We start from the raw sequence: 23514 nt of genomic DNA, 5'->3' as shown, positions 1-23514 counted from the left end.
GCCGGGCGGCCACCCGCCGCGCCCGCCCTACTCGGAACCGGCGACGATCCTGCCGAGTTCGCGGCGGGTGCGGGCCCCGAGCTTTCCGCGCGCGGTGTAGACGTGCGACTCGACCGTGCGCACCGAGAGGTAGAGCTGGTGCGCGATCTCCTTGTTGCTCAGCTGCCGGGCGACGAGCAGGGCCACCTCGAGCTCCCGTTCGGTGAGCACGGCGTCGATCCCGCGCGCGGGGCCGCCCCCTGCCGCATCGCTCGCGGAGCCCGGAGCAGACTGGCCGCCCGCGCGGTCGGCGGCCGTCGCGGTTCCGGTCGCCCGTGGCGGCCCGGATGCCTCGGTCTGCGATTCTGGCTGGGCCCGACGGTCGGCGCCGATGCGCCGCACGGTCCCCCGGTGCCTTGGGAAGTACGTGTCGGGCGAGATCGTGGTCTCTACGGGTTCGCCTCGCACCGGCCGCTGCGAGATCTCGGCCTCGGTGGTGTCGCGTGAGTAGCGGTAGATGAGATGGTGCGACAGCAGCTGGTCGTCGACCTCGTCGAGCGCCGCCCTGGCGTCGTCGGTGCGCCCGTTCCGTGCCAGCGCCGTCACCCGCAGGTAGGCCAGCAGCGGCCGCCAGACGGCGAGCTCGATGCGGTCCAGGCGCCGCAGCGCCGCCTCGAGCTCGACGTCGGTGACGTCGGGCTCCGACTGCGCGATGCCGAGCACGACGGCGGCGGCGACGCCCGCCAGCGCGAGGCTCGACCGGTCGTCGCGATGGGCGGCGAGCAGGGTGACCACCCGCAGCCGCTGGGGGTGCGCGGGCATCGGCCTGCCTGCGGCGAACGCGGCGCCGCCCTCGAACGAGAGCAGGGCGAGTTCGACCATCAGCGACACCGGTCTCCCCGTGACCGGGTCGCGGTTGGCGCGGTCGGCCGCCGCGAGCTTCGCGAGCCCCTCGTCGAACCGCCCTCGTTGCACGTCGGCGAACGCCGACATGATGGCGGAGCGCACCCGTGCGAGAGTGTGGGCGCCCTCGACCTCGAGCACCGCATCCGCCACCGCCACCGCGGTGCTCCAGTCCATCGCGAGGCACGCCGCTTCAGCCCGCTGCACCTCGATCTCGCACAGGATGCTCGGGTCGTCGATGCCCGAGGCCTCGAGCCAGCCGGTGAGCGAGGCTCCCCGGCCCTCGACGGGCAGCCAGGTCGTGAGAGAGCTCCACCAGCGCACGACCCGCCGCAGGTCGCCGGTGCAGACGCCCGCGGCGTCGATGCCGGCGAGCTCGGCGAAGGCCGCCGCGAAGTCTTGCAGACCCGCGCGGGCCCGCGACGACTCCAGACGCAGGGAGGCGTGGTCGCCGTACTTCCTGGCCATCGCGGTGTAGGCCAGGGCGAGATCGCTCCGTCCCCCGGAGTTGGCGCTGTGGGCGGCGCCGGCGAGGATGCGCCGCCTCGTCTCGGCGTCGACGGTCTCGGGCGAGGGCACCGTGGACCGGCCGGAGTGCCAGAAGGTGGCGATCAGGCGGTCGAGGGCGGCGCCCCTCGGCTGCTCGGGGGTAGCCAGCGCGCGGGTGGCGATCACATCGAGGGCGACGTCGAGGCGGCCGGGCGCCAGTCGCGCCGTCGAGGCCGCGGCGAGGTAGGGGTCGGCGTAGAGTCCGCGCTCCGGGCGGTCGTCGACGTGCACGGCGCCGCGTTGCACGAGCGAGTCGATGATCGCGGGGTCGATGAAGCGGCAGGCGGTGGCCGAGGCCATCCCGCGCAGCCTGCCGATCACGGCGAGCGCGCGGTGCTGGTCGTCGTCGAGATCGGCGACGGTGGCGGCGAGCACGTCGGCGGCCCGCGACCCCGGGGCGAGCTCGCGCCCGAGGGCGAGCGGGTCGCGCCCGGCGACCGTCTCGGTGGCGGCGTCGAAGGCGAGTTCGCGGAGCAGTCGGCGTGAGCCGTGCGCACGCACGTGGAGGGCGCGGCGTGTGACGGAGTCGAGCAGCCCGGAACCGACGTACTCCGACAGGAGCTCCTCCGAGGTGTCGGGGTCGAGCAGGGCGAGGTCGGTGCGGTGGAGCCTGCCCTCCAGCCACAGGTCGTTGAGTGCGGCGGGTGCACCGGATGCGCCGGATGCGCCGGGCGAGTCCGCGGCGCCGGGCTCGGTGCCGACGGCGAACAACGCGACCGACCGGCCGTGCAGGATGCTGCGGGTGAGCAGCTGCAGCGAGAAGTCGTCGAGCTGGTGGGCGTCGTCGACGACGATCACCGTGGGTGTCTCGTGGCGGGCGGCCTCACCGGGGCGGAGCGCTTCTAGGCGTGTGTCGTCGGCCACGTCGAGGGCTCCGTAGGGCGCCGAACGCAGGGTCGCCGACCCGCGAACCACGACCGGGTCGTGACCGAGCTGCCGCAGCTCCGCCGCCACCGCCGTGATGACGTGGCTCTTCCCGGAACCGAAGGGCCCCGCGATCATGACGCTCTCGCCGGCGAGCAGGCGTTCGGTCATCACCCTCACACTGCGGTCGGCGCCGATCACCTCGCGCAGTCCCGCGTCAGCCCGCTGAGAGGGCCTCATCGTCACCCGGCATCTCGAGCCTCCCCAACAAAGCTGACTCCACACTACCGAGGGCTTCGACACGGGCGTCGGATTGGATCTCCCCCCCACGCTACTCAATTCCTGGACTACCGAGAATTACTGAGTCGGTGCTTGCGTTCCTGCCGATCGCTCGGTTAGCCTTTTGTCCCCCGAGGGGGTGACGTTCTATCAGTTTCACTTAATTTACCTAATAGAAACGTGTAGCTCGCCTTTCGTTACTTCGGGTCCCTACGATGGCCGAATCCGTGTGAACCGTCTGAGGAGATCCATGACGCAGAAGTCCACGAGGTCGCTCCGGGCGGCACTCACCACGATCGCCACCGGAGCCGTGCTCGCGGCACCCCTCGTCGGAGTCGCCTCGTCGGCCCAGGCCTCGGTCGACGGCACGGGCGTCGTCATCAACGAGGCCTACCTCAAGGGCGGCAGCGCCGGAGCCCCCTTCAGCTCGAAGTTCGTCGAGCTCTACAACCCCGGCACCTCCGCCGTCTCGCTCGACGGGTGGTCGCTGCAGTACCGCTCGGCGGGCGGTGAGGGAGCCGTCAACGGCGTCGGGCTGCTCAGCGGCTCGATCGCGGCCGGCGGCTACTTCCTCGTGGCCGTGCAGGGCAACGGGGCGACCGGCTCTGCGCTCCCCGCGCCCGACCTCGACCTGGGGTCGGCCATCACGCCTTCGGGCACCAACGGCACGCTCATTCTCGCCGACGTCGCAGAGCCCCTGGCGCCGGCGCCCGGCTCCGTCACCGAGACCGACGGCATCGTCGACCTCGTCGGCTATGGCAGCTCGAACACCTTCGAGACGCTGGCCGCCACGGTCGACGGAGGCAACTCCGTTCCCAACTCGCTCGCCCGCACCGGGTTCGCCGACACCGACGACAACTCCGCCGACTTCGTCTCCACCGGCACGGTCACGCCGCAGAACGCCGCCGGCACGGGCCCGGTCGAGCCGGAGGAGCCCGAAGAACCCGGCGAGCCCACCGAGCACACCATCGCCGAGCTCCAGGGCACCGGCGACGCGTCGCCGTTCGCGACCCCCGAGAAGCCCCCGGTCACCACGACCGGCGTGGTGACCGCCGCGTACCCCACCGGAGGGTTCAAGGGTTACTACATCCAGACTCCCGGCACCGGCGGAGCGATCGACCTCGCCACCCACACCGCCTCCGACGCCATCTTCGTCTACTCGGAGTCGACGGTCGGCTCGGTCGCCGTGGGCGACCTGGTCAAGGTCACCGGCCACATCGAGGAGTTCAACGGGCTGACCGAGTTCGTGGTCGGTTCGGCCGACGGGCTCGAGAAGCTGCTCGACGCGGCCGACCCCGTCGTCCCGGCGACGATCGAGCTCCCGCGGGAGGAGGCGCAGCGCGAGTCGCTCGAAGGCATGCTCCTGGCGCCCCAGGGCCAGTTCACGGTGAGCAACACCTACTCCACCAACCAGTACGCCGAGATCGGCCTCGCCTCCGGTAGCACCCCGCTCATCACCCCCACCGAGATCGCCCGCCCCGGCACCCCCGAGTACACCGCCGCCGTGGCCGAGAACGCCGCCCGCGCCGTGACCCTCGACGACGGTGCGAGCATCAACTTCCTGGGTTCGGCCGAGAATCAGGCGCTGCCCCTGCCCTACCTCACCGACGACCGGTCGATCACGGTCGGCTCCGCGGTGAGCTTCACCTCGCCGGTCATCTTCGACTACCGAAACAACACCTGGAAGTTCCAGCCCACCACCCAGCTCGTGGCCGGGGGCACACTGCCGGCGACGTTCAGCGACGTGCAGCCCCAGGCTCCCGAGGAGGTCGGCGGCGACATCGTCATCGCCGGGTTCAACGTGCTGAACTACTTCACCACCACGGGCGACCAGCTCACCGGCTGCACCTTCTACACCGATCGCGACGGCAACAACGTCACCGTCGACGAGGGCTGCGACGCACGCGGCGCGGCGGAGGCCGATGACCTTGAGCGCCAGCAGGCGAAGATCGTCGCGGCCATCAACGGCCTCGGTGCCGACGTCGTCTCGCTCGAAGAGATCGAGAACTCGGTGAAGTTCGGCAAAGACCGCGACGAGGCCCTCTCCACCCTGGTCGATGCCCTCAACGAGGGCCTCGCTCCGGCGGAGCAGTGGGAGTTCGTGCCCTCACCGGCAGCCGACCAGCTGCCCACGCTCGCCGCTCAAGACGTCATCCGCACGGCCTTCATCTACAAGGAGGCCGCCGTGGAGCCCGTCGGCACATCGCGGGTGCTGCTCGACGACGCCTTCTCCAACGCCAGGCAGCCGCTCGCCCAGGAGTTCATCCCCGCGGGCGGGAGCGACGACGACGCCTTCATCGCCATCGTGAACCACTTCAAGTCGAAGGGGTCGGGCAGCGGTGCCGATGCCGACCAGGGCGACGGCCAGGGCGGCTCGAACGCCTCGCGCGTCGCTCAGGCGAGCGCCCTCGTCGAGTTCTCGGCATCGCTGCAGAGCGAGCTCGGCACCGACGAGGTGTTCCTCATCGGTGACTTCAACGCCTACTCGCAGGAAGACCCGGTGAAGGTCATCACCGACGCGGGCTACGTCGACCAGGGCGGGAAGACCGGCGAGTACAGCTACTCGTTCAGCGGCCAGAGCGGTTCGCTCGACCACATCTTCGCCTCCGCCGCGGCCGACGCGAAGGTGACCGGGGTCGACATCTGGAACATCAACTCCGGCGAGTCCATCGCGAAGGAGTACAGCCGCTTCAACTACAACGCCACCGACTTCTACGACGAGAGCGTGTTCCGCTCGAGCGACCACGACCCGGTCATCGTCGGCTACTCCGTCGGCGACGAGCCCGTCGAGCCGGTCACCGACCGCGTCGCAGGCGCCGACCGCTACGCCACCTCGGTGGAGGCCTCGCTCGAGGGCTTCCCCGAGGGCGCGGAGACGGTCTACGTGGTCTCGGGCGAGGTGTTCCCCGACGCGCTGTCGGCCTCGCCCGCCGCCGCGCGGGCCGACGCGCCCATCCTGCTGACGCAGCAGGGGCAGCTGCCGCCGGGGGTCGCCGCCGAGGTGGAGCGCCTCGACCCCGAGAGCATCGTCGTCGTGGGCGGCGTGAACTCGGTGTCCGCTGCTGTTCAGACAGCACTCGGCCAGATCGCCCCGGTCTCCCGCATCCAGGGGGCCGACCGCTACGAGACGTCGCGCCTCGTCGCCGAGTCCGCCTTCCCCGAGGGCGCCGCTCAGGCCGTCGTCGCGGCCGGGGCGAACTTCGCCGACGCGCTGTCGGCCGGTGCCGCCATCGACGGAGCAGGCCCGGTGGTGCTGGTCGACGGCAGGGCGAACTCGCTCGACGCGGCCTCGGCCGCGCTGATCGAGGAGCTCGGGCTCGACGAGATCGCCGTGGCGGGTGGGGAGAAGTCGGTCTCGGCCGGCATCGTCACCCAGCTCGGCACCATCGCCGAGACCGTACGACTCGGAGGTGTCGACCGCTACGAGTCGTCGCGTCTCATCAACGCCCACTTCTTCACCTCGGCCGACCGGGTCGTGCTCGCCACCGGAGTCGGCTTCCCCGACGCCCTGTCGGGCTCCGGGCTCGCTCCGAAGCTCGACGCGCCCCTGTTCACGGTGCCCGGCGACTGCGTGCCCGCCGAGACGCTCGCGCAGATCGACGCCCTCGGTGCCGGCCAGGTGACCCTTCTCGGCGGCGAGAACACCCTCTCGCCGGCGGTGGCCGAGCTCACCGCCTGCGCGGCCGGGTGACCGCCCGTGCCGAGCATCCCGCCCACGTCCCCTTCCGATAACCAGCGATCACAGAGGAGTTCCATGTCCCACACCGCGTCGAGGCCGCTCAAGGCGGCACTCGCGACCGTCCTCGGAGGTGCGCTGATGGCGGCGCCCCTCATCGGGGTCGCGTCGTCGGCATCGGCCGCCCCCGGCGACCCCGTCCAGATCAGCCTCATCGACATCAACGACTTCCACGGCCGGATCGACGCGAACACCGTCAAGTTCGCCGGAACCATCGAGAAGCTGCGCGAGCAGTACGGCGAGGAGAACTCGCTGTTCGTCTCGTCCGGCGACAACGTCGGTGCCTCGCTGTTCGCCTCGAGCGTCTCGAACGACCAGCCCACCATCGACGTGCTGAACGCGCTCGACCTCGCCACCAGCGCGGTGGGTAACCACGAGTTCGACCAGGGCTACGCCGACCTCACCGATCGCATCATCGGTGCCGACGGTTCGCGCAACGCGCAGTGGGACTACCTCGGTGCGAACGTCTACGAGAAGGGCACGACCACCCCCGCCCTCGACGAGTACTCCATCCAGGAGGTGCAGGGTCTGCGCATCGGCGTCATCGGCGCCATCACGCAGGAGACCCCCACGCTGGTCTCGCCCGGCGGCATCGCCGACCTCGACTTCGGAGACCCGGTCGAGGCCGTCAACCGCGTCGCGGCTCAGCTCACCGACGGCGACGAGTCGAACGGAGAGGCCGACGTCATCGTCGCCAGCTACCACGAGGGTGCGAGCGCGGGCACGCCCGACGGCGCCAGCCTCGAAGACGAGCTCGAGCTCGACAACGCCTTCACCGACATCGTCACCAAGACCGATGCGGCAGTCGACGTGATCTTCACCGGCCACACCCACAAGCAGTACGCGTGGGACGGCCCGGTGCCCGGCGAGGCGGGCAAGACCCGCCCGGTCGTGCAGACCGGTTCGTACGGCGAGAACATCGGCAACGTCGTGCTCACCGTCGACCCCACCACCAAGGCGGTGTCGTCGTACACCGCCGCGAACGTGGCGCGCACCGGAGACGACGACGCGGCCCTGGTCGCCGCGTACCCGCGGGTCGCCGAGGTGAAGACCATCACCGACGCCGCCCTCGCCGAGGCCGCCGTCATCGGCAACCAGCCGAAGGGCTCGGTCACCGCCGACATCACGACCGCCTTCGCCGGCGGCTCCTACGTCGACGGCGTCTACACCGGCGGCAGCCGTGACGACCGCGCCTCGGAGTCGACCCTCGGCAACCTGGTCGCCGACTCGCTGGTCTCCTCGCTCGGCTCGCCCGAGCGCGGCGGCGCCACCATCGGTGTCGTGAACCCGGGCGGCCTCCGCGCCGAGCTCCTCAAGGGCGACGACGGCGTCATCACCTACGCCGAGGCGAACGCGGTGCTGCCGTTCGTGAACAACCTCTGGACCACGACGCTCACCGGCGCCCAGTTCAAGACCGTTCTCGAGCAGCAGTGGCAGACCAACCCCGACGGCACCATCCCGTCGCGTCCGTTCCTGAAGCTCGGTCTCTCCGACAACGTCGAGTACACCTACGACGGCGCTGCCGCCCAGGGCGAGCACGTCACCGGCATCTGGATCGACGGTGCGCCGATCGACCCCGCCGCGAGCTACCGCATCGGTTCGTTCAACTTCCTGCTGCAGGGAGGCGACAACTTCCGCGAGTTCGCCAACGGCACCGACACCCGCGACTCGGGTCTGATCGACCGTGACGCCTGGATCGCCTACCTCGAGGCCAACCCGAACCTCACCCCCGACTTCGCCCGTCACGCGGCCGAGGTCACCGGGGTGACCGGTGAGGCGGTCATCGGGGCCGACGTCTCGGCCACTGTGTCGAACCTCGACCTCACGTCGCTCGGCAGCCCGAAGAACACCTCGCTCGAGATCTCGTGGGAGGGCTCCGCGGCCACCTTCGAGCCCGCCGCGGTGACCGACGGCTCCGCCACCCTGACCGTCGAGGTCCCCGCCGACGCCCACGTCGCCAGCGAGCTCGTGGTCACCGCTCAGCCGAGCGGCACCGTGGTGCGCATCCCCGTGCGGGTGCCCGACGGCCTGCCGTCGACCGACCGCATCTCGGGCGAGAACCGCTACGCCACCTCGGTCGCCGCCTCGCAGGCCGGCTTCCCGGGAGGTGCAGCGACGGTCTACGTGGCCTCCGGCGAGACCTACCCCGACGCCCTGTCGGCAGCTCCGGCCGCCGCCCAGGCCGACGCGCCCATCCTGCTGACCGCAGCCGCTGCGCTCCCCGCCGACGTCGCCGCCGAGATCGAGCGCCTGGCGCCCGAGAACGTCGTCATCGTCGGTGGTCCGAACTCGGTCTCGGCCGGGGTCGAGGAGCAGCTTGCAGGCCTCGCCGACGTCACCCGCATCGACGGAGCCGACCGCTTCGAGACCTCGCGCAAGGTCGCGGAGACCGCGTTCCCCTCGGGTGCACCGGTCGCCGTCGTGGCCGCCGGCGCCAACTTTGCCGACGCACTGTCGGCGGGTGCGGCGATCGACGGCGAGGGCCCCGTGGTTCTCGTCAACGGCACCGCGGGCTCGCTAAACGACGCCACCGAGGCTCTGCTGAAGGGCCTCGACTCCGCCGAGATCTCGGTGGTGGGCGGCGAGAAGTCGGTCTCGAAGGGCATCTTCGGCGAGGTCGGCGCGATCACGAAGGCCGTGCGTCTCGGCGGCGTCGACCGCTACGAGTCGTCGCGCCTCATCAACGGTCACTTCTTCGAGAGCGCGAACCGCGTGTTCCTCGCCACCGGTGAGAGCTTCCCCGACGCCCTGTCGGGCTCGGGTCTCGCACCGAAGGTCGACGCGCCGTTGTTCACCGTGCCGGGCACCTGCGTGCCGGCCGACACGCTCGCGCAGATCACCGCGCTGGGGGCCACGCAGGTCACCCTGCTCGGTGGCGACCTCACCCTCTCGCCGGCGGTGGCTGAGCTCACCGCCTGCGCTGCGGGCTGACCCGGGCGCCCCTGAGGGGCACCTGACGTCCACCTGAGCGATACCCCCTAATTATGAACCGTTCATAATTAGGGGGTATCGTCGTCTCATGGCCACCGACCTGGAGACGCGCATCCGTGATGCGGGGCTGCGGGTTACCGGCCAGCGGCTGGCGGTGCTCACCGCCCTCGAGCGCGCGCCGCACTCCGATGCCGACACGGTGCACCGCTCGGTGCAGGGGGAGCTTCCGGGCACCTCGCTGCAGGCGGTCTACGTGGTGCTGAACGCGCTCGCGAACGCGGGGCTCATCAGGCGCATCGAGCCCGCGGGCTCGCCGGCGCTCTACGAGCGACGCATCGGTGACAACCACCACCACGTGGTGTGCACCTCGTGCGGAGCTGTCGCCGACGTCGAGTGCGTTCACGGGGCGGCGCCCTGTCTCGCGCCGTCGTCGACGGGCGGCTTCGTCATCGACACCGCCGAGGTCACCTTCTGGGGCCTGTGCCCCGCCTGCCAGTCGCAGCAGCACTGAACACCCATCCGACACACCACGTCACGTCAGACGGAACCGAGGACTACATGACCGACCAGAACTTCACCACCACGAACGCGGGAGCCCCCGTCGCGAGCGACGACCACTCGCAGAGCGTCGGCGCCGACGGCCCCGTCGTGCTCCACGACCACTACCTGGTGGAGAAGCTCGCTCAGTTCAACCGCGAGCGGGTTCCGGAGCGCGTCGTGCACGCGAAGGGCGGCGGGGCGTTCGGCACCTTCGAGACCACCGGCGACGTGAGCGCCTACACCCGGGCGTCGCTGTTCCAGCCCGGCGCCAAGGTCGACATGCTCGCCCGCTTCTCGACCGTCGCCGGCGAGCAGGGCTCGCCCGACACCTGGCGCGACCCCCGCGGCTTCGCGCTGAAGTTCTACACCGACGAGGGCAACTACGACCTCGTCGGCAACAACACCCCGGTGTTCTTCATCCGCGACGGCATCAAGTTCCCCGACTTCATCCGTTCGCAGAAGCGCCTGCCCGGCAGCCACCTGCGCGACCACAACATGCAGTGGGACTTCTGGACCCTCTCGCCCGAATCGGCCCACCAGGTCACCTGGCTGATGGGCGACCGCGGCCTGCCCGCCTCCTGGCGCCACATGGACGGCTTCGGCTCGCACACCTACCAGTGGATCAACGCCGCGGGCGAGAAGTTCTGGGTGAAGTACCACTTCAAGACCAACCAGGGCATCGAGATCCTCTCCCAGGCCGCCGCCGACCAGATCGCCGGTGAAGACGCCGACTTCCACATCCGCGACCTCTCCGAGGCCATCGACCGCGGCGACTTCCCCACCTGGACCCTCTCGGTGCAGGTCATGCCCTACGCCGACGCTGCCGGCTACCGGTTCAACCCGTTCGATCTCACGAAGGTCTGGCCGCACGGCGACTACCCCCTCATCGAGGTCGGCACCATGACCCTCAACCGCAACCCCGAGAACTACTTCGCGCAGATCGAGCAGGCGACTTTCGCCCCCTCGAACTTCGTTCCCGGCATCGCGGCCAGCCCCGACAAGATGCTGCTCGCCCGCATCTTCAGCTATGCGGATGCGCACCGCTACCGCGTGGGCACCAACCACGCCCAGCTGCCGGTGAACGCCCCGCTGCACGAGAACAGCTACTCGAAAGACGGCGCCATGCGCTTCGGCTTCAAAGACGCGTCGCAGCCGGTGTACGCCCCGAACTCCTTCGGTGGCCCGCACGCCGACCCGGCCAAGCACGGCGACGACTCCGGCTGGGAGTCGGATGGCGCACTCGTGCGCAGCGCCGCTACCCTGCACGCCGAAGACGACGACTTCGGCCAGGCCGGCACCCTCGTGCGCGAGGTGCTCGACGACGCGGCGCGCGAGCGCCTGGTGAAGAACATCGCGGGCCACGTCTCGAAGGTCACCATCCCCGAGCTGCGCGTGCGCGTGCTCGACTACTGGGCGAAGGTCGATCCCGAGCTCTCGCAGCGCGTCGCGGCAGCGCTCGAGCCCTCGGCCCCGGGCGCCGACGTCTCGCCCGAGCAGGCGGGCATCCCCGCCTGATCGATGGCAGGGTGGGGGTATGGAACCGCTGAAGCGCGTGACCGCCCCCACTCTCGACCTGCTGTCGCTCCTGCTCGAGAGCGGCGGCACCGCCTTCGGGTTCGACCTCATGAAGCGCAGTGGGCGCCCTTCCGGCACCGTCTACCCGATTCTGGAGCGGCTCGAGGCGCAGGGCTGGATCAGCTCGGCGTGGGAGGAGAACGTCACCACCCAGCTGCATCGCCGCCGCGTCTACACCTTCACGCCCGAGGGCGCCGAGGCCGCCCGGGAGCTGGTGACTGCGCGGTCGTGAGCGGGCTCAGCCCGCGGCCGGCCGCAGCACGATCGTGTTGTCCCAGGGGTCGTTCACCGTCACGGTGAGTCCGTCGTCGGCGGTCTGCAGACCGTGATGCCGCAGCCTGGCGTCGGCGGCGGCGACCTCGTCGGCATCCGGAAGCACGATCTCCACCTGCCCGAGCCCCAGGGCCAGCCCGCGCCGGCCGGCGCCCGCCGAGTTCCAGGTGTTCATCGCCATGTGGTGGTGGTAGCCGCCCGCCGACACGAACAGCGCCTGCGGCCCGTAGGTGGCGGTCACCTCGAAGCCGAGCTTGTCGACGTAGAAGTCGCGGGCCTGCGGCACGTCTCCCACCGAGAGGTGCACGTGCCCGATGGATGCTCCTCCCGCGCGCGGTGAGTCGAGCGCCTCCTGGGTGAGGTGCTCCTGCAGGTAGCCGTTCGGGTCGAGGAAGATCGTCGACATCTCGACCTGTCCGTGGGCCCAGCTCCACTGCGTGCGGTCGCGGTCCCAGTAGAGCTCGACCCCATTGCCTTCGGGGTCGGTGAAGTAGAACGCCTTCGACACTAGGTGATCGGATGATCCGGTGAAGCTGTGCGGGAAGCGTGACGCCACCGAGTACACGGCTGCGGCGAGGGCCTGCTCGGTCTCGAACACGATCGCCGTGTGGAAGAGCCCAGCCGAGCGGGGCTCGGCGCTCCTCAGCTCGGGCGCGTGCTGCAGCACGAGCAGGGGCACGCCGTCGCGGCCGAGCAGCGCCGTGCCGCCGAGCTGCGAGATGACGTCGAGCAGCACGGCGTCGCGGTAGTACCCGACCATGCGGTCGAGGTCGCCGACGCGCAGAGTCACGGCTCCCATCGCGGTGTCGGGGGCGAGGAGGTCGGCGGCAGTCGTCATGCGTTCTCAAACACTTGTAGCCACAACTAAATTCCGGCGCCGGGCGGCGGCGTGGCGCGGAGGCGGTCGACGAAGTCGATGATGGCGACCTCGTCGCCCGGCACGGTGCCCGTGGTGAGTGCCTCGTAGTAGAGACCGTCGCCGAGCAGGAGGGCGACGCGGGCGAGCAGGGGGTCGCCGAGATCGGCGGCGATGAGCTCCTGGTGCCGGGAGCGGAGGGTCGCGAGCAGCGTGCGGGCGCGCTCGTGGTCATGGGCGAGGAAGCCGACCGCCACGGTGGCCCGGTCGAGGGGGCTGTCGATGTAGTCGCTGAGGGGGAGGTAATAGGCGAGGGCGCCGCCCGGTGCGGTGCGCATCCGTTCGAGGTCCTCCGCTGCCACGGCTTCGAGGCGGTCGACGAGCGCGTCTTCGAGGGCGCGGCGCGAGCCGAAGTGGTAGAGCAGCCCGCCCTTGGTGACGCCGGCGCGGCGGGCGACCTCGTCGAGGCTCGCCGAGGTGCCGCGCGATTCGATCAGCAGGTTCTGGAACGCCGTGAGGATCGTCTCGCGGGCGTTGTCCTTGTGCTGGGCCATCGTTGAAGTTTACTGCACTGTTTGGTACAGTGACTTTGCTGCACCGAATGGTGCAGTAAAACTCGCACGTAACAGGTCACACCATGCAGTCCCCCGTCTCCGCGCCCACCCTCGACCGCGCCGCCGCGCCCCTCTACAAGCACCGCTACGTCTCGCTCGCGCTGCTGATGCTGCCTGTGCTGCTCGTCTCGGTCGACAACACCGTGCTGAGCTTCGCCCTGCCGTCGATCAGTCGCGACCTCGGCCCGAGCAGCACGACCCTGCTCTGGATCGTCGACGTCTACCCGCTCATCCTCGCCGGCCTCCTCGTGGCGATGGGCACCGTCGGCGACCGCGTCGGCCGGCGCCGCCTGCTCATGATCGGCGCCACCGGCTTCGCCCTCGTCTCGGCCGCCGCGGCCTTCGCCCCGAGCGCCGAGCTGCTCATCGCCGCCCGCGCCCTCATGGCGTTCTTCGGCGCCATGCTCATGCCCTCGACCCTGTCGCTGCTGCGCAACATCTTCACGGATGCTCGCGAGCGCACCATGGCCATCGCCATCTGGGCGGGTGGTTTCGCCGCCGGGTCGAGCCTCGGCCCGATCGTGGGCGGCATCCTGCTCGAGCACTTCGCCTGGGGCTCGGTGTTCCTGCTCGCGGTGCCCGTGCTCATCCCGCTGCTCGCGCTCGGCTTCGTGTTCATCCCCGAGTCGCGCGACCCGAACCCGGGGCGCATCGACGTGCTGAGCGTCGTGCTCTCGCTGGCTGCCCTCACCCCCTTCGTCTTCGGCATCAAGCAGCTCGCCCACGACGGCATCACCGTGGCGGGGGTCGCCGCCGTGGTCGTGGGGCTTGTGGTGGGTGCGCTGTTCGTGCGGCGGCAGCGCCGCATCCCGAACCCGCTGCTCGATCTCGCGCTGTTCGCCAACGCGCCGTTCGCCGGGTCGATCGTGGCGAACTTCCTCAGCGTGTTCAGCCTGGTCGGCTTCCTGTTCTTCGCGTCGCAGCACCTGCAGCTCGTGCTGGGGCTGAGTCCGCTCGACTCGGGTCTGCTGCTGCTGCCCGCCACTCTCGTGGGCATCGGCGCCGGGATGCTCGCTGCCGTTCTCGTGCGGCGCCTCAGCCCGCGGTCGGTGGTGCTCGGGGGCCTGAGCTGCACGGCGGCCGGTTTCGCGATGGTGGTGCTGTTCCAGCACGACCTCACGGCGATGGTGGTGGCGATCGCGTTCGTGGTGCTCTCGTTCGGGGTCTCGTTCGCGGAGACCATCTCGAACGACGTCATCCTCGCCTCGGTGCCGGAGGAGAAGGCGGGTGCCGCCGCGGGTATCTCCGAGACCGCGTACGAGCTCGGGGTCGTGCTCGGCACCGCGGTGCTCGGCGCCGTGCTCTCGGCGTTCTACCGGGCGAACGTCGTGGTGCCGTCGGGACTCGACCCGGCGGCCGACCGCGCCGCGGGCGAGACCCTGGGCGGCGCGATGAGTGCGGCCTCGTCGCTGCCGGGCAGCGCCGGTGAGACGCTCGTCGCCTCCGCGAAGGCCGCGTTCGAGAGCGGCATCGGCGTCACCTCCACCATCGCCGTCGCCCTCATCGCCACCGCCTGGCTCGTCGTCCACCGCACCCTCCGCACCACCCGCCCCACGGGCCGCCCCGCCCCCGCGGCTGCGCCTGCCGCGCCCGTCGCCGACTGAGCCGCCCCACGCAGCTCCACCCAAACGACGGAGTTTCGGGCCTTTTCGCCCGAACGACGGATGCTGACACCGGTATTCGGCACAGCATCCATCGTTCTGCCGCCCCGAACTCGGTGGACTTTCGGCAGCTGTGCGGAAACGGATGGAGTCTCAGGCCCGAAAGAGGCCGAGACTCCATCCGTTTCGCGAGCGGCGCGGCAGCGGGAGGCGCCGCGCCGCGCTACTCCACGAGCTTGCCGGCGGTGGAGACGTCGCGCATGAGGGCGGCGATGTCGTCGGGGGTGGCGGGGATGGGCTCCCGCACGACGCCGGTCGACGGCGACCACACCAGGTTCACCTGCAGCTCGGGGTCGAGCTCGGGGTAGTCGCTGCGGTTGTGGCAGCCTCGGGTCTCGCGTCGTTCGAGGGCGGCGAGCAGGGTCGCGCGCGCCGCGAGCGACGACGACTTGAGGTCGAAGGCGTGGGCGAGATCCTGGAACCCGGCGATGTCGGGGTGCACCCCGATCTGCGCGATGCGCGCGTCGATGGCGTCGAGTTCGGCAAGGCCCGCGAGCAGCCCCTCCTCGTCGCGCACCACGCCGGCGTGCTCGGTCATGGTGTTGCGGATGGCCCGCTGCAGCGCACGCACGTTCTCGGGACCGTCGGAGGCGAGCAGCCCCGCGATCTCGTCGCGCGCCACGGCGACCGCCGCCGCCGAGCGCTTCTGCGCGGGCAGCCCCGCCGAGTAGGCCGCCGCCGCCTGACCCACGATGCGCCCGAACACGAGCAGCTCGATGAGCGAGTTGCCGCCCAGCCGGTTCGCACCGTGCAGCCCCGACGACGCCTCGCCGATCGCGTAGAGCCCGGGCACGTCGGTGGCGTGATCGGAGGGCCGCACCCACACCCCGCCCATCGAGTAGTGGGCGGTGGGCGCGATCTCGATCGGCTCCTTCGTCACGTCGAGCATCTGCAGCTCGAGCATGGTCTGGTACACCCGCGGCAGCTTGGTCATGATGGTCTCGCGCGGCAGGTGCGAGACATCGAGCCAGACGCCGCCGTTCGGCGTGCCCCGGCCCTCCTTGATCTCGGTGTAGCAGGCGAGCGCGACACGGTCGCGGGTCGAGAGCTCGAGCCGCTCGGGGTCGTACTTGTGCATGAAGCGCTCGCCGAGTCCGTTGCGGAGGATGCCGCCCTCGCCCCGAGCCGCCTCCGAGATGAGGGTGCCCGCGGCGCTCTCGGGCTCGATGATGCCCGAGGGGTGGAACTGCACCAGCTCGGGGTCGCGCAGCCGGCCGCCGGCCTCGACGGCCAGGCGGAACGAGTCGCCGGTGTTCTCGTCGCGACGCGAGGAGGTGCGGCGCCAGATGCGGTTGTGCCCACCGGCGGCGAGGATGACCGCATCCGCGTGGATGAGGTAGCGCGTGCCGTCTTCGAGGTCGAAGCCGTAGGCGCCGAACACCGCCCCGTCGTCATTGGTGAGGATGCGCGTGATGTACACGCGGTCGAGGATCGGGATGTCGAGGAGCGCGGCCCGGTTCACGAGCGTGCGCTGGATCTCGAGCCCCGTGTAGTCGCCCGCGAACGCCGTGCGGCGGAAGGTGTGTGCGCCGAAGAACCGCTGCGAGATGCGCCCGTCGTCTTCGCGGGCGAACGGCATGCCGTAGCGCTCGAGGTCGTCGATGCCCTGCGCCGCGCCCTCGGTGACGATCTGCACGGTGTGCGGGTTGGCGAGCAGGTACGACTCCTTCAGGGTGTCGGCGGCGTGCTGCTGCCAGCTGTCCTCCTCGTCCATGGTGCCGAGGGCCGCGTTGATGCCGCCCGCGGCGAGGGAGGTGTGCGCATCCGACTTCGGGCGCTTGCCGACGGCGAGCACGTCGACGCCCGCTTCGGCGAGTTCGATCGAGGCGCGGAGACCGGAGCCGCCGGTGCCGATGACGAGGACGGTGGTGGAGATCTGACGTTCGGTGGATCGCATGCTTGAACCGTAGGCAGCTCCGTCGAATTACTCCAATGCATATATCTCGTCATGACGATGCACATAGGCTATGGATGTGAACCTCGATCAGCTGCGCGCCTTCGCCGAGGTGGCGAGTCTCGGCAACTTCACGCGGGCGGCGGATGCGCTGCACCTCGCCCAGCCCTCCCTCAGCCGGCAGATCGCCTCGCTGGAGCAGGAGCTCGGTGCCGAGCTCTTTCACAGGGCGCGTTCAGGCAGCACCCTCACCAGTGCGGGGGAGACCCTCCTTCCGCTGGCGCGACGGATGCTCGCCGACGCCGCCTCGGTGCGTCGCGAACTCGCCGAGCTGGCCGGGCTCCGGCGCGGCCGGGTGCGGCTCGGGGCGACGCCGACGCTCTGCATCAGCCTGGTCGCCGAGGTGCTGAGTGCGTTCCACACCGCGCATCCGTCGGTGGAGCTGCACCTGTCGGAGCAAGGGTCGCGGGGGCTGCTCGACGAGCTGGCCGGGGGAGAGCTCGATCTCGCGCTCATCACGACCTCGTCGGCCGAGGCGGCGGAGCGCTTCACCGTGACACCGCTGCTCGAGGAGGAGCTCGTCGTCGTCTCCTCGGCCGCGGCGGCGCGTCTCACGCGCCGCACGACCATCACCCTCGCCGAGGTCGCGGCGCTGCCGCAGATCGTCTTCAGCTCGAGCTACGACCTGCGCAGCACGACCGACGCGGCGTTCGAGCTCGCCGGGCTCGTGCCCGAGGTCGTGCTCGAGGGAGCCGAGATGGATGCGGTGCTGCGCTTCGTCGAACGCGGGCTGGGTGTGGCGATCGTTCCGGCGATGGTGCTCATCGACCGTCCGGCGCTGCGGTCGGTGCGACTGGTCGAGCCCGTGCTCACCCGCACCATCAGCCTGGCGCGGCCCGCCGATGTGGCGCCCGCTGCGGCCGTCGGGGTGATGCAGCGCACCATCGCGGCGACGGCCACCGGGTTCGCCGAGCGATCGGGGGTGACGATGCGGCGGGTCGGGCCGTTGGCGCCCTCGAGCGTCGGGTCGCCCGCGTCTCAGGGCCTCGTCTGAGCCGACCGTTCCGCGATGGAGGCGCGGATCGCCTCTTCGTCGACGTCGATCTCGCCCACGTCGTCGGGCCCGCCCTCGCCCGGCACCGTCTTCACGGCGCTCGAATCGATCTCGGGGTCGTCGAGGTGGGCCGAGCCGCGCGGATCGTCCTGCGCCTCCTCGGTCTCCTGCCCGCTGGCGGGGCTGTACGACATGTCCTTCTCGACGGTCTCCTCGTCGTTACCGCTCTGAATACCCATGCCCCCGACGCTACGACCCTCCCGCGCATCCGCAACCCCGCGCATCCGCTCGCCTTCGGTCGCGCAAAGTGCTCCTCCAGCGCGCGGAGAGAGCACTTTGCGCGACCGACGCGAGATCGGTCGACCCGCTTGCGGACATGTCCTCATCAGGGCGGCCCCGACTCGGTACCCTCACGTCATGAGCGAACCCGAGCCCCATCCCGTCGCGCGTCGCACGCTGCTCGGCGCAGCGTGGGCGGCACCCGTGGTCGTCGCGGCCGCTGCAGCACCCTCGGCGGCGGCGAGCCCGGCGTCGCCGACCCTCTCCGTGCGCCTCTCGGGGCCCACACCCTTGGCGGGAGTCACCGCGTGGCTCATCTGGGTCACCAACGACAGCGCCGCGCCGATCGCCGCCGGCACCCTGACGGCGAGCCTTCCCGACCCCGCACCCGGTTACTTCTACAGCGGCTTCTCGGGAGACGTGCGCTGGAACTATGGCGACGACCCGTCGGGCCTGACGATCGTGTTCGTCTACAACGACGTGATCGCTCCGGGCGAGGAGGCGGGCACCTTGCTCCTGCTCGTCGGCAAGACCGACCCCGCCCAGACCCCCGACCCGGTCGCGATCCTCACGCTCACCGCGCCCGGGTTCGACCCCGTCGCGCTGTCGCTGACCGTCACGAACTGACGCGCACGAGCGCGCGCCCGAGCCCGCACGGGCTCAGATGCCCAGGGTTGACTCCTCGAGGGTGCCCTCGGCGCCCGGGCCCTCCTGCGCGACGTGGCCGGGGAGGGGCACGATGCGGGAGTGCACGGCGTCGACGATGTCGGCCGGGGTGACGAAGTACTCCCACTCGAGCTCGGCGGGCGGGGCGATCCAGTTGCGGGTGCCGAGCACCACGACGGGGGCGTCGAGCTGGTCGAAGGCCTCGGTCTGCACCCGGGTCGCCACCGTGTTGAGCCACGAGCCGCGCACGTTGGCGTCGGAGGCGAGCAGCAGGCGCCCGGTCTTCGCCACCGACTCCAGCAGCAACGAGTAGTCGAACGGCACCATCGAGCGCGCGTCGATGACCTCGGCCTCGATGCCGTACTGCTCCGACAGCGCGGTGGCGGCCTCGAGCGCCCGGTAGAGGGTGGCGCCCACGGTCATGATGGTGAGATCCGAGCCGTCGCGCGCGATCCGCGCCTCGCCGATCGGTGTCTGGTAGTACTCCGCGGGAACCCCGTCGGGGAAGACGGTCTCGACGGTGTCGTAGAGGCGCTGGCTCTCGAAGAAGACCACGGGGTCGTTGCCCGCCAGCGCCGACGCCAGCAGGCCCTTCGCGTCGTGGGCGGTGGCGGGGAACACCACCTTGAGGCCGGGAACGCCGGCCACCATCGAGCTCCAGTCCTGCGAGTGCTGGGCGCCGTACTTGGCGCCCACCGAGACGCGCAGCACCATCGGTACGGTGGTGAGGCCGCCCGACATGGGCTGCCACTTGGCCATCTGGTTGAAGATCTCGTCGCCCGCGCGCCCGATGAAGTCGGCGTACATGAGCTCGACCACGGGCCGCCCGCCCGAGAGCGCGAAGCCCACGCCGGCCCCCACGATGGCCGCCTCCGAGATGGGCGAGTTGAACAGCCGGTGCCGGGGAAGGATGTCGGTGAGGCCCCGATAGACCCCGAACGCCCCGCCCCAGTCGCGGTTCTCCTCGCCCCACAGCGTCACCCGGTCGTCGGCGACGGCGTGAGCGAGCACCGACTCGAACAGCGCGTCGCGGAAGGTGATGGCCTTGGCGCCCGACAGCGGCTTGCTGCCCGGCCCGTCGGAGAGCCCCGAGCGCGACTTGCGCGCGAGCGACGCCGCGTGCTGCAGCTCCTCGACCGGGATCGTCGTCTCGCCGGCCGGCGCATCCGCCAGCTCGATCGAGGTGTCGTTGAAGGTGAGCCCCGCCATGACCTTCGGGTCGCGGCGCAGTGACAGGCGGGGCGACACGGATGCGTCGATCGCCACCTCGAGGGAGGCCGACACGGTCTCCTCCGCCCACTGCTTGAGCTCGGCCTGGCGGGTGGCGGCCACCACACCGCCCTCCGCCAGGCGAGCGAAATAGCTGTCGATCGGGTCGATCGACGCCCACAGCTCGACCTCGTCCTTGGTGCGGTAGGAGGAGGCGTCGGAGGGGGAGTGTCCGGTCTGCCGGTAGGTCTGGCAGTCGATGAGCACGGGGCCGTCGCCCGACTCGAGGTGCTGGCGGGCCAGGGTCATGGCCTCGATCACGGCGAGCGGGTTGTTGCCGTCGACGGTCTGCGCGTGCATGTTCTGCGCGTTCACGCCTGCGCCGAGGCGCGCCAGGCGGTCGTAGGCCATGGTCTCGCCGATGGTCTGCCCGCCCATGCCGTAGAAGTTGTTCACCACGAAGAAGACGACCGGCAGGCCGCCGCGGTGCTTCTCGTCCATGAGCGTGCTGAGCTGCCCCATGCTCGCCAGGTTGAACGACTCCCACACCGGGCCTGTGCCGGTGGAGGCGTCGCCGATGGAGGCGACGACGATGCCGGGCTGCCGCTGCAGGCGGTTGTAGAGGGCTGCACCGGTGGCGAGCGGGGCCGAGCCTCCGACGATCGCGTTGTTCGGGTAGATGCCGAGCGGCGGGAAGAACGCGTGCATCGAGCCGCCGAGCCCGCGGTTGAAGCCGGTGCGGCGGCCGAAGGTCTCGGCGGTCATGCCGTAGACGAGGTAGTTGACGGCCTGCTGCTCGAAGTCGTCGTCGGCGAGGCGATCCTTGACGACATTCCAGATGGCGCCCTCCGACCACCCCTCGAACGCCTCGACGAGGGAGTCCTTCGTCGAGGTGTGGATGGCCGAGAGACCCTTCGCGATCACCTCGCCGTGGCTGCGGTGGCTGCCGAAGACTTTGTCGACCGCGCCGAGGGTGAAGGCCTGGCCGACGGCCGCCGCCTCCTGGCCGATGGAGAGGTGGGCGGGGCCCGCGTGCACGTAGGAGGTGCCGCGGTAGGCGCCGTCGCGCTTGATCGACTGCAGCATGAGCTCGAACTCGCGCACGAGGATCATGTCGCGCCCGATGCGCTCGAGCGCGTCGTCGCCGTGCAGCGCACGCTCGGCGACGAGATCGGGGCGGTAGCTGTTGATCGCGATGGTCTCGAAGCTCAGCTCGGCCTGCGAACGGGTGACGGCCGGGTCGATGAGCAGTTCTTTTGCCATGGTGGTGACGTCTTTCGAAAGAGGGTGGGAGCGGGAGTCAGAACGCCGACAGCACGTCGACGGTCTCGATGGCCTCGGCGATGGAGGCGAGCGCCTTCGCGGCGGCCGCCCCGTCGAGGGCCCGGTGGTCGAAGGTCAGCGAGAGCGGGAGCAGGCTCGGAGCATCGGGATGCGACTGGTGCGCGGCCCCGACCCCGAGGATGCAGCTCTGGGGTGTGTTGAGCACCGGGGTGAACCAGTGCACGCCGAGGGAGCCGAGGTTCGACACGGTGAAGGTGCCGCCCTCCATCTCGGCGGTGCCGAGCTTGCCCGAGCGGGCCTTCTCGATGGAGGCCGCGGCCGCCGCGGCGACGCCGGAGATGCTGAGCGCATCGGCGTTCGGGATGACCGGCACGAGCAGCGCCTGGCCCGTGTCGACGGCGAAGCCGAGATGCACCTGACGGTACTGGCGGATGCCGTCCCAGTCGAACACCGAGTTGGCCTCCGGATGCTTCGCCACCGCCTTCGCCGTCGCGAACAGCAGCACGTCGTTGACGTTGATCTTCGGGAGGCCCTGCGCCTCCGTCACGGTGCGCAACCGCTTCACGTAGGAGAGCATCGCCGTGGCGTCGGCGTAGCGGGTGAGCGTGACCTGGGCGGTGCCGGCGAGTGAGGCGTGCATCCGCTGCGCCGTGACCTTGCGGGCACCTCGCACGGGCACGAGCTGGAACTCGGCGTCGCGCGGCGCGGCGGCAGCGGCCACCTCGGCGTCGCGCGGTGGAGCGACGGGCGCGGCCTCCGGTGCGGCCGTGGCTGCGGGCGCGGTCGCCCGCTTGGCGCTCAGCACGTCGGGAACGATGATGCGCCCACCGGGGCCCGATCCTGTCACGGTCGAGAGGTCGATGCCGTTGCGCTCGGCCAGGAGGCGGGCACGGGGCGAGGCGCGGTGCCGGTCGGCGCGCGCGGTCTCCACGACCGCCGGGGTCGGTTCGGCGGGAGCGGTCGCACCCGGGTCGGCGGCGTCGGCGGCGGGCGCCGTCGGCGCGGCGGTCGGACCCGCGTCGCCTTCGGCGGGCAGTTCGCCCGCCGCGCCGATGATCGCGAGCACCTCGTGCTCGGGAACCTCGTCACCGGAGTCGAACAGCACCCGCAGCACCTCTCCGGCCTCGGGTGCCTCGACCTCGATCGTCGACTTGGCGGTCTCGAGGGTGACGAGAACCTCTCCGGCGCTCACCTGGTCGCCGACCCGGACGTTCCAGTCGACGATCACGGCGTCTTCTCCGGCATTGCCGGTGGTGGGGACACGAACGTCGATCGACATCGCGCTCCGTTCTCTCGCTTGACTGCTCAAATGTGCACGTAACGCTCAAAGGAGCGCACGAGTCACAGTACACTGGCCAGCAGGTCGCGTCAAAGGTCGACCTCGACACGACGGAAGGGCGAGCATGGGCGATCAGAGTGGCCGCAGCCGCGCGCCCGTCTCGCTCGAGGCGGCGATCGTCGCCCGCCGGTACTACATCGACGACCGGCAGAAGAACGAGATCGCCGAGGAGCTCGGCATCTCCCGCTTCAAGGTCGCGCGGCTGCTCGACGAGGCCAAGGCGAGCGGCATCGTGCGCATCGCCGTCGACATGCCGGCCGACATCGACCTGCCGCTCGGCGAGGAGCTGGCACGTGCCTACGGCATCACCCGCGCCATCGTGGTGCGCGCCATCGACGCCGCGCCCGACGCGACACCCGGGCTCATCGGCGACGCCGCGGCGCAGTACCTGCAGGGCATCGTGGGTGCCACCGACGTGCTCGGCATCTCCTGGGGAACGAGCCTCACCGCCTTGGTCGACGCCGTCTCGACCCTCGACCCCGCCGAGGTGGTGCAGCTGGTCGGCGGTGTGCGCGCCGCGGAGCTCGAGGTCTCGGGGGTGGAGCTCGTGCGCCGGCTCGCCCGCAAGACCGGGGGCCGCGCGCATCCGCTCCACGCACCGCTGCTCGTGCGCACCCCGGAGATGGCGGAGGAGCTGCGCCGCGACCCCAGTCTCGCCGACGCGATCGGCGGCTTCGGCCGACTCTCCATCGCGCTGGTGGGCATCGGCTCGTGGCAGCCGCCGAAGTCGTCGCTGCACGGCGAGTTCACCGATGCCGAGCGCGCCGAGCTCACCGCCGCCGGGGCCGTCGCCGACCTCTGCGCCATCGTCGTCGACGCCGAGGGGCGCGAGATCGAGTCGTCGGCTCTCGCCCGATCGGTGGGCATCTCGGCGGCCGAGCTGCGCCGCGTGCCAGAGGTCGTGGCGGTGGCGGGCGGGGCCGAGAAGACGGCGGCCATCGCGGCGGCGCTCCGCAGCGGACTGGTGCGCACGCTGGTGACCGATTCGCACACCGCGGCGGGCCTGCTGCCGGCGGCGCACTAGGGTCG

16 protein-coding genes and 1 pseudogene are annotated in these 23514 nt (G+C 70.9%); 10 read left to right on the top strand and 7 right to left on the bottom strand.

The window, feature by feature from the left end; translation table 11 throughout:
- Positions 1 to 27 precede the first annotated feature (27 nt).
- The gene (locus tag HL652_RS21770) at positions 28 to 2466 is read right to left on the bottom strand and encodes a LuxR C-terminal-related transcriptional regulator (RefSeq protein ID WP_171706228.1); all 2439 of its coding nucleotides are present in this window, start codon (positions 2464 to 2466) and stop codon (positions 28 to 30) included.
- A gap of 358 nt (positions 2467 to 2824) precedes the next feature.
- On the opposite strand from HL652_RS21770, the gene HL652_RS15975 reads away from it, so the two are divergent.
- The 6 genes and pseudogenes from HL652_RS15975 to HL652_RS15955 all read left to right on the top strand — a co-directional run bounded on the left by HL652_RS15975 (position 2825) and on the right by HL652_RS15955 (position 11588).
- Positions 2825 to 6265, top strand: coding sequence for an ExeM/NucH family extracellular endonuclease (locus HL652_RS15975; RefSeq protein WP_171706227.1), 3441 nt, complete (start codon positions 2825 to 2827; stop codon positions 6263 to 6265).
- 180 nt (positions 6266 to 6445) lie between these two features.
- Positions 6446 to 8623, top strand: a pseudogene (locus tag HL652_RS21765) (bifunctional metallophosphatase/5'-nucleotidase); the annotation flags it as partial.
- A 30-nt stretch (positions 8624 to 8653) separates the two neighbouring features.
- The gene (locus HL652_RS22065) at positions 8654 to 9241 is read left to right on the top strand and encodes a cell wall-binding repeat-containing protein (protein WP_371743649.1); all 588 of its coding nucleotides are present in this window, start codon (positions 8654 to 8656) and stop codon (positions 9239 to 9241) included.
- Between the two features lie 88 nt (positions 9242 to 9329).
- Positions 9330 to 9752 carry a Fur family transcriptional regulator gene (locus HL652_RS15965; RefSeq protein WP_171706225.1) on the top strand — a complete coding sequence of 141 codons (423 nt, stop codon included), beginning with the start codon at positions 9330 to 9332 and terminating at the stop codon, positions 9750 to 9752.
- A 47-nt stretch (positions 9753 to 9799) separates the two neighbouring features.
- On the top strand, positions 9800 to 11296 hold the full coding sequence (locus HL652_RS15960) for a catalase (RefSeq protein ID WP_171706224.1): 1497 nt from the start codon (positions 9800 to 9802) through the stop codon (positions 11294 to 11296).
- Between the two features lie 19 nt (positions 11297 to 11315).
- A complete protein-coding gene (locus HL652_RS15955) occupies positions 11316 to 11588 on the top strand; it encodes a PadR family transcriptional regulator (RefSeq protein WP_171706223.1) in 273 nt (90 codons plus the stop codon).
- A 6-nt stretch (positions 11589 to 11594) separates the two neighbouring features.
- On the opposite strand, the gene HL652_RS15950 is transcribed toward HL652_RS15955, so the two are convergent.
- The gene (locus tag HL652_RS15950; RefSeq protein ID WP_253743344.1) at positions 11595 to 12467 is read right to left on the bottom strand and encodes a VOC family protein; all 873 of its coding nucleotides are present in this window, start codon (positions 12465 to 12467) and stop codon (positions 11595 to 11597) included.
- A gap of 26 nt (positions 12468 to 12493) precedes the next feature.
- Positions 12494 to 13039 carry a TetR/AcrR family transcriptional regulator gene (locus HL652_RS15945; RefSeq protein ID WP_171706222.1) on the bottom strand — a complete coding sequence of 182 codons (546 nt, stop codon included), beginning with the start codon at positions 13037 to 13039 and terminating at the stop codon, positions 12494 to 12496.
- 83 nt (positions 13040 to 13122) lie between these two features.
- On the opposite strand from HL652_RS15945, the gene HL652_RS15940 reads away from it, so the two are divergent.
- Entirely contained in the window at positions 13123 to 14703 is a 1581-nt protein-coding gene (locus HL652_RS15940; RefSeq protein ID WP_171706221.1) for an MFS transporter, read from the top strand.
- A gap of 220 nt (positions 14704 to 14923) precedes the next feature.
- Here HL652_RS15940 and HL652_RS15935 read toward each other — a convergent pair whose 3' ends face one another.
- Positions 14924 to 16657, bottom strand: coding sequence for an L-aspartate oxidase (locus HL652_RS15935; protein WP_171706220.1), 1734 nt, complete (start codon positions 16655 to 16657; stop codon positions 14924 to 14926).
- Positions 16658 to 16727: 70 nt separating this feature from the next.
- Here HL652_RS15935 and HL652_RS15930 point away from each other — a divergent pair, with 70 nt between their 5' ends.
- Positions 16728 to 17708 (top strand): LysR family transcriptional regulator, encoded by a 981-nt coding sequence (locus HL652_RS15930; RefSeq protein WP_171706219.1) that lies wholly within the window; start codon positions 16728 to 16730, stop codon positions 17706 to 17708.
- Here the strand turns inward: HL652_RS15930 and HL652_RS15925 are convergent.
- Positions 17693 to 17947 carry a hypothetical protein gene (locus HL652_RS15925; protein WP_171706218.1) on the bottom strand — a complete coding sequence of 85 codons (255 nt, stop codon included), beginning with the start codon at positions 17945 to 17947 and terminating at the stop codon, positions 17693 to 17695. The genes HL652_RS15930 and HL652_RS15925 overlap by 16 nt on opposite strands.
- Positions 17948 to 18125: 178 nt before the next feature.
- Between HL652_RS15925 and HL652_RS15920 the strand changes: the two genes are divergently transcribed.
- Positions 18126 to 18614, top strand: coding sequence for a hypothetical protein (locus tag HL652_RS15920; protein ID WP_171706217.1), 489 nt, complete (start codon positions 18126 to 18128; stop codon positions 18612 to 18614).
- Positions 18615 to 18647: 33 nt separating this feature from the next.
- Here the strand turns inward: HL652_RS15920 and HL652_RS15915 are convergent, their stop codons facing one another.
- On the bottom strand, positions 18648 to 21125 hold the full coding sequence (locus tag HL652_RS15915; RefSeq protein ID WP_171706216.1) for an alpha-ketoacid dehydrogenase subunit alpha/beta: 2478 nt from the start codon (positions 21123 to 21125) through the stop codon (positions 18648 to 18650).
- Positions 21126 to 21162: 37 nt separating this feature from the next.
- On the bottom strand, positions 21163 to 22425 hold the full coding sequence (locus HL652_RS15910; RefSeq protein WP_171706215.1) for a dihydrolipoamide acetyltransferase family protein: 1263 nt from the start codon (positions 22423 to 22425) through the stop codon (positions 21163 to 21165).
- A 124-nt stretch (positions 22426 to 22549) separates the two neighbouring features.
- On the opposite strand from HL652_RS15910, the gene HL652_RS15905 reads away from it, so the two are divergent.
- On the top strand, positions 22550 to 23509 hold the full coding sequence (locus tag HL652_RS15905) for a sugar-binding transcriptional regulator (RefSeq protein WP_171706214.1): 960 nt from the start codon (positions 22550 to 22552) through the stop codon (positions 23507 to 23509).
- Positions 23510 to 23514: the final 5 nt, after the last annotated feature.

Source organism: Herbiconiux sp. SALV-R1 (genome assembly GCF_013113715.1).
Classification (GTDB): Bacteria; Actinomycetota; Actinomycetes; order Actinomycetales; family Microbacteriaceae; genus Herbiconiux.
Note: the sequence above shows the minus strand (reverse complement) of the source record. Positions and strands in the feature narration are given on the sequence as shown.

What these genes read in the sequence shown, in the direction of transcription:
- HL652_RS21770 (WP_171706228.1), bottom strand. Translation starts at nt 2,466, where the DNA reads ATGACCGAACGCCTGCTCGCCGGCGAGAGCGTCATGATCGCGGGGCCC.
- HL652_RS15975 (WP_171706227.1), top strand. Translation starts at nt 2,825, where the DNA reads ATGACGCAGAAGTCCACGAGGTCGCTCCGGGCGGCACTCACCACGATC.
- HL652_RS15965 (WP_171706225.1), top strand. Translation starts at nt 9,330, where the DNA reads ATGGCCACCGACCTGGAGACGCGCATCCGTGATGCGGGGCTGCGGGTT.
- HL652_RS15960 (WP_171706224.1), top strand. Translation starts at nt 9,800, where the DNA reads ATGACCGACCAGAACTTCACCACCACGAACGCGGGAGCCCCCGTCGCG.
- HL652_RS15955 (WP_171706223.1), top strand. Translation starts at nt 11,316, where the DNA reads ATGGAACCGCTGAAGCGCGTGACCGCCCCCACTCTCGACCTGCTGTCG.
- HL652_RS15950 (WP_253743344.1), bottom strand. Translation starts at nt 12,467, where the DNA reads ATGACGACTGCCGCCGACCTCCTCGCCCCCGACACCGCGATGGGAGCC.
- HL652_RS15945 (WP_171706222.1), bottom strand. Translation starts at nt 13,039, where the DNA reads ATGGCCCAGCACAAGGACAACGCCCGCGAGACGATCCTCACGGCGTTC.
- HL652_RS15940 (WP_171706221.1), top strand. Translation starts at nt 13,123, where the DNA reads ATGCAGTCCCCCGTCTCCGCGCCCACCCTCGACCGCGCCGCCGCGCCC.
- HL652_RS15935 (WP_171706220.1), bottom strand. Translation starts at nt 16,657, where the DNA reads ATGCGATCCACCGAACGTCAGATCTCCACCACCGTCCTCGTCATCGGC.
- HL652_RS15930 (WP_171706219.1), top strand. Translation starts at nt 16,728, where the DNA reads ATGGATGTGAACCTCGATCAGCTGCGCGCCTTCGCCGAGGTGGCGAGT.
- HL652_RS15925 (WP_171706218.1), bottom strand. Translation starts at nt 17,947, where the DNA reads ATGGGTATTCAGAGCGGTAACGACGAGGAGACCGTCGAGAAGGACATG.
- HL652_RS15920 (WP_171706217.1), top strand. Translation starts at nt 18,126, where the DNA reads ATGAGCGAACCCGAGCCCCATCCCGTCGCGCGTCGCACGCTGCTCGGC.
- HL652_RS15915 (WP_171706216.1), bottom strand. Translation starts at nt 21,125, where the DNA reads ATGGCAAAAGAACTGCTCATCGACCCGGCCGTCACCCGTTCGCAGGCC.
- HL652_RS15910 (WP_171706215.1), bottom strand. Translation starts at nt 22,425, where the DNA reads ATGTCGATCGACGTTCGTGTCCCCACCACCGGCAATGCCGGAGAAGAC.
- HL652_RS15905 (WP_171706214.1), top strand. Translation starts at nt 22,550, where the DNA reads ATGGGCGATCAGAGTGGCCGCAGCCGCGCGCCCGTCTCGCTCGAGGCG.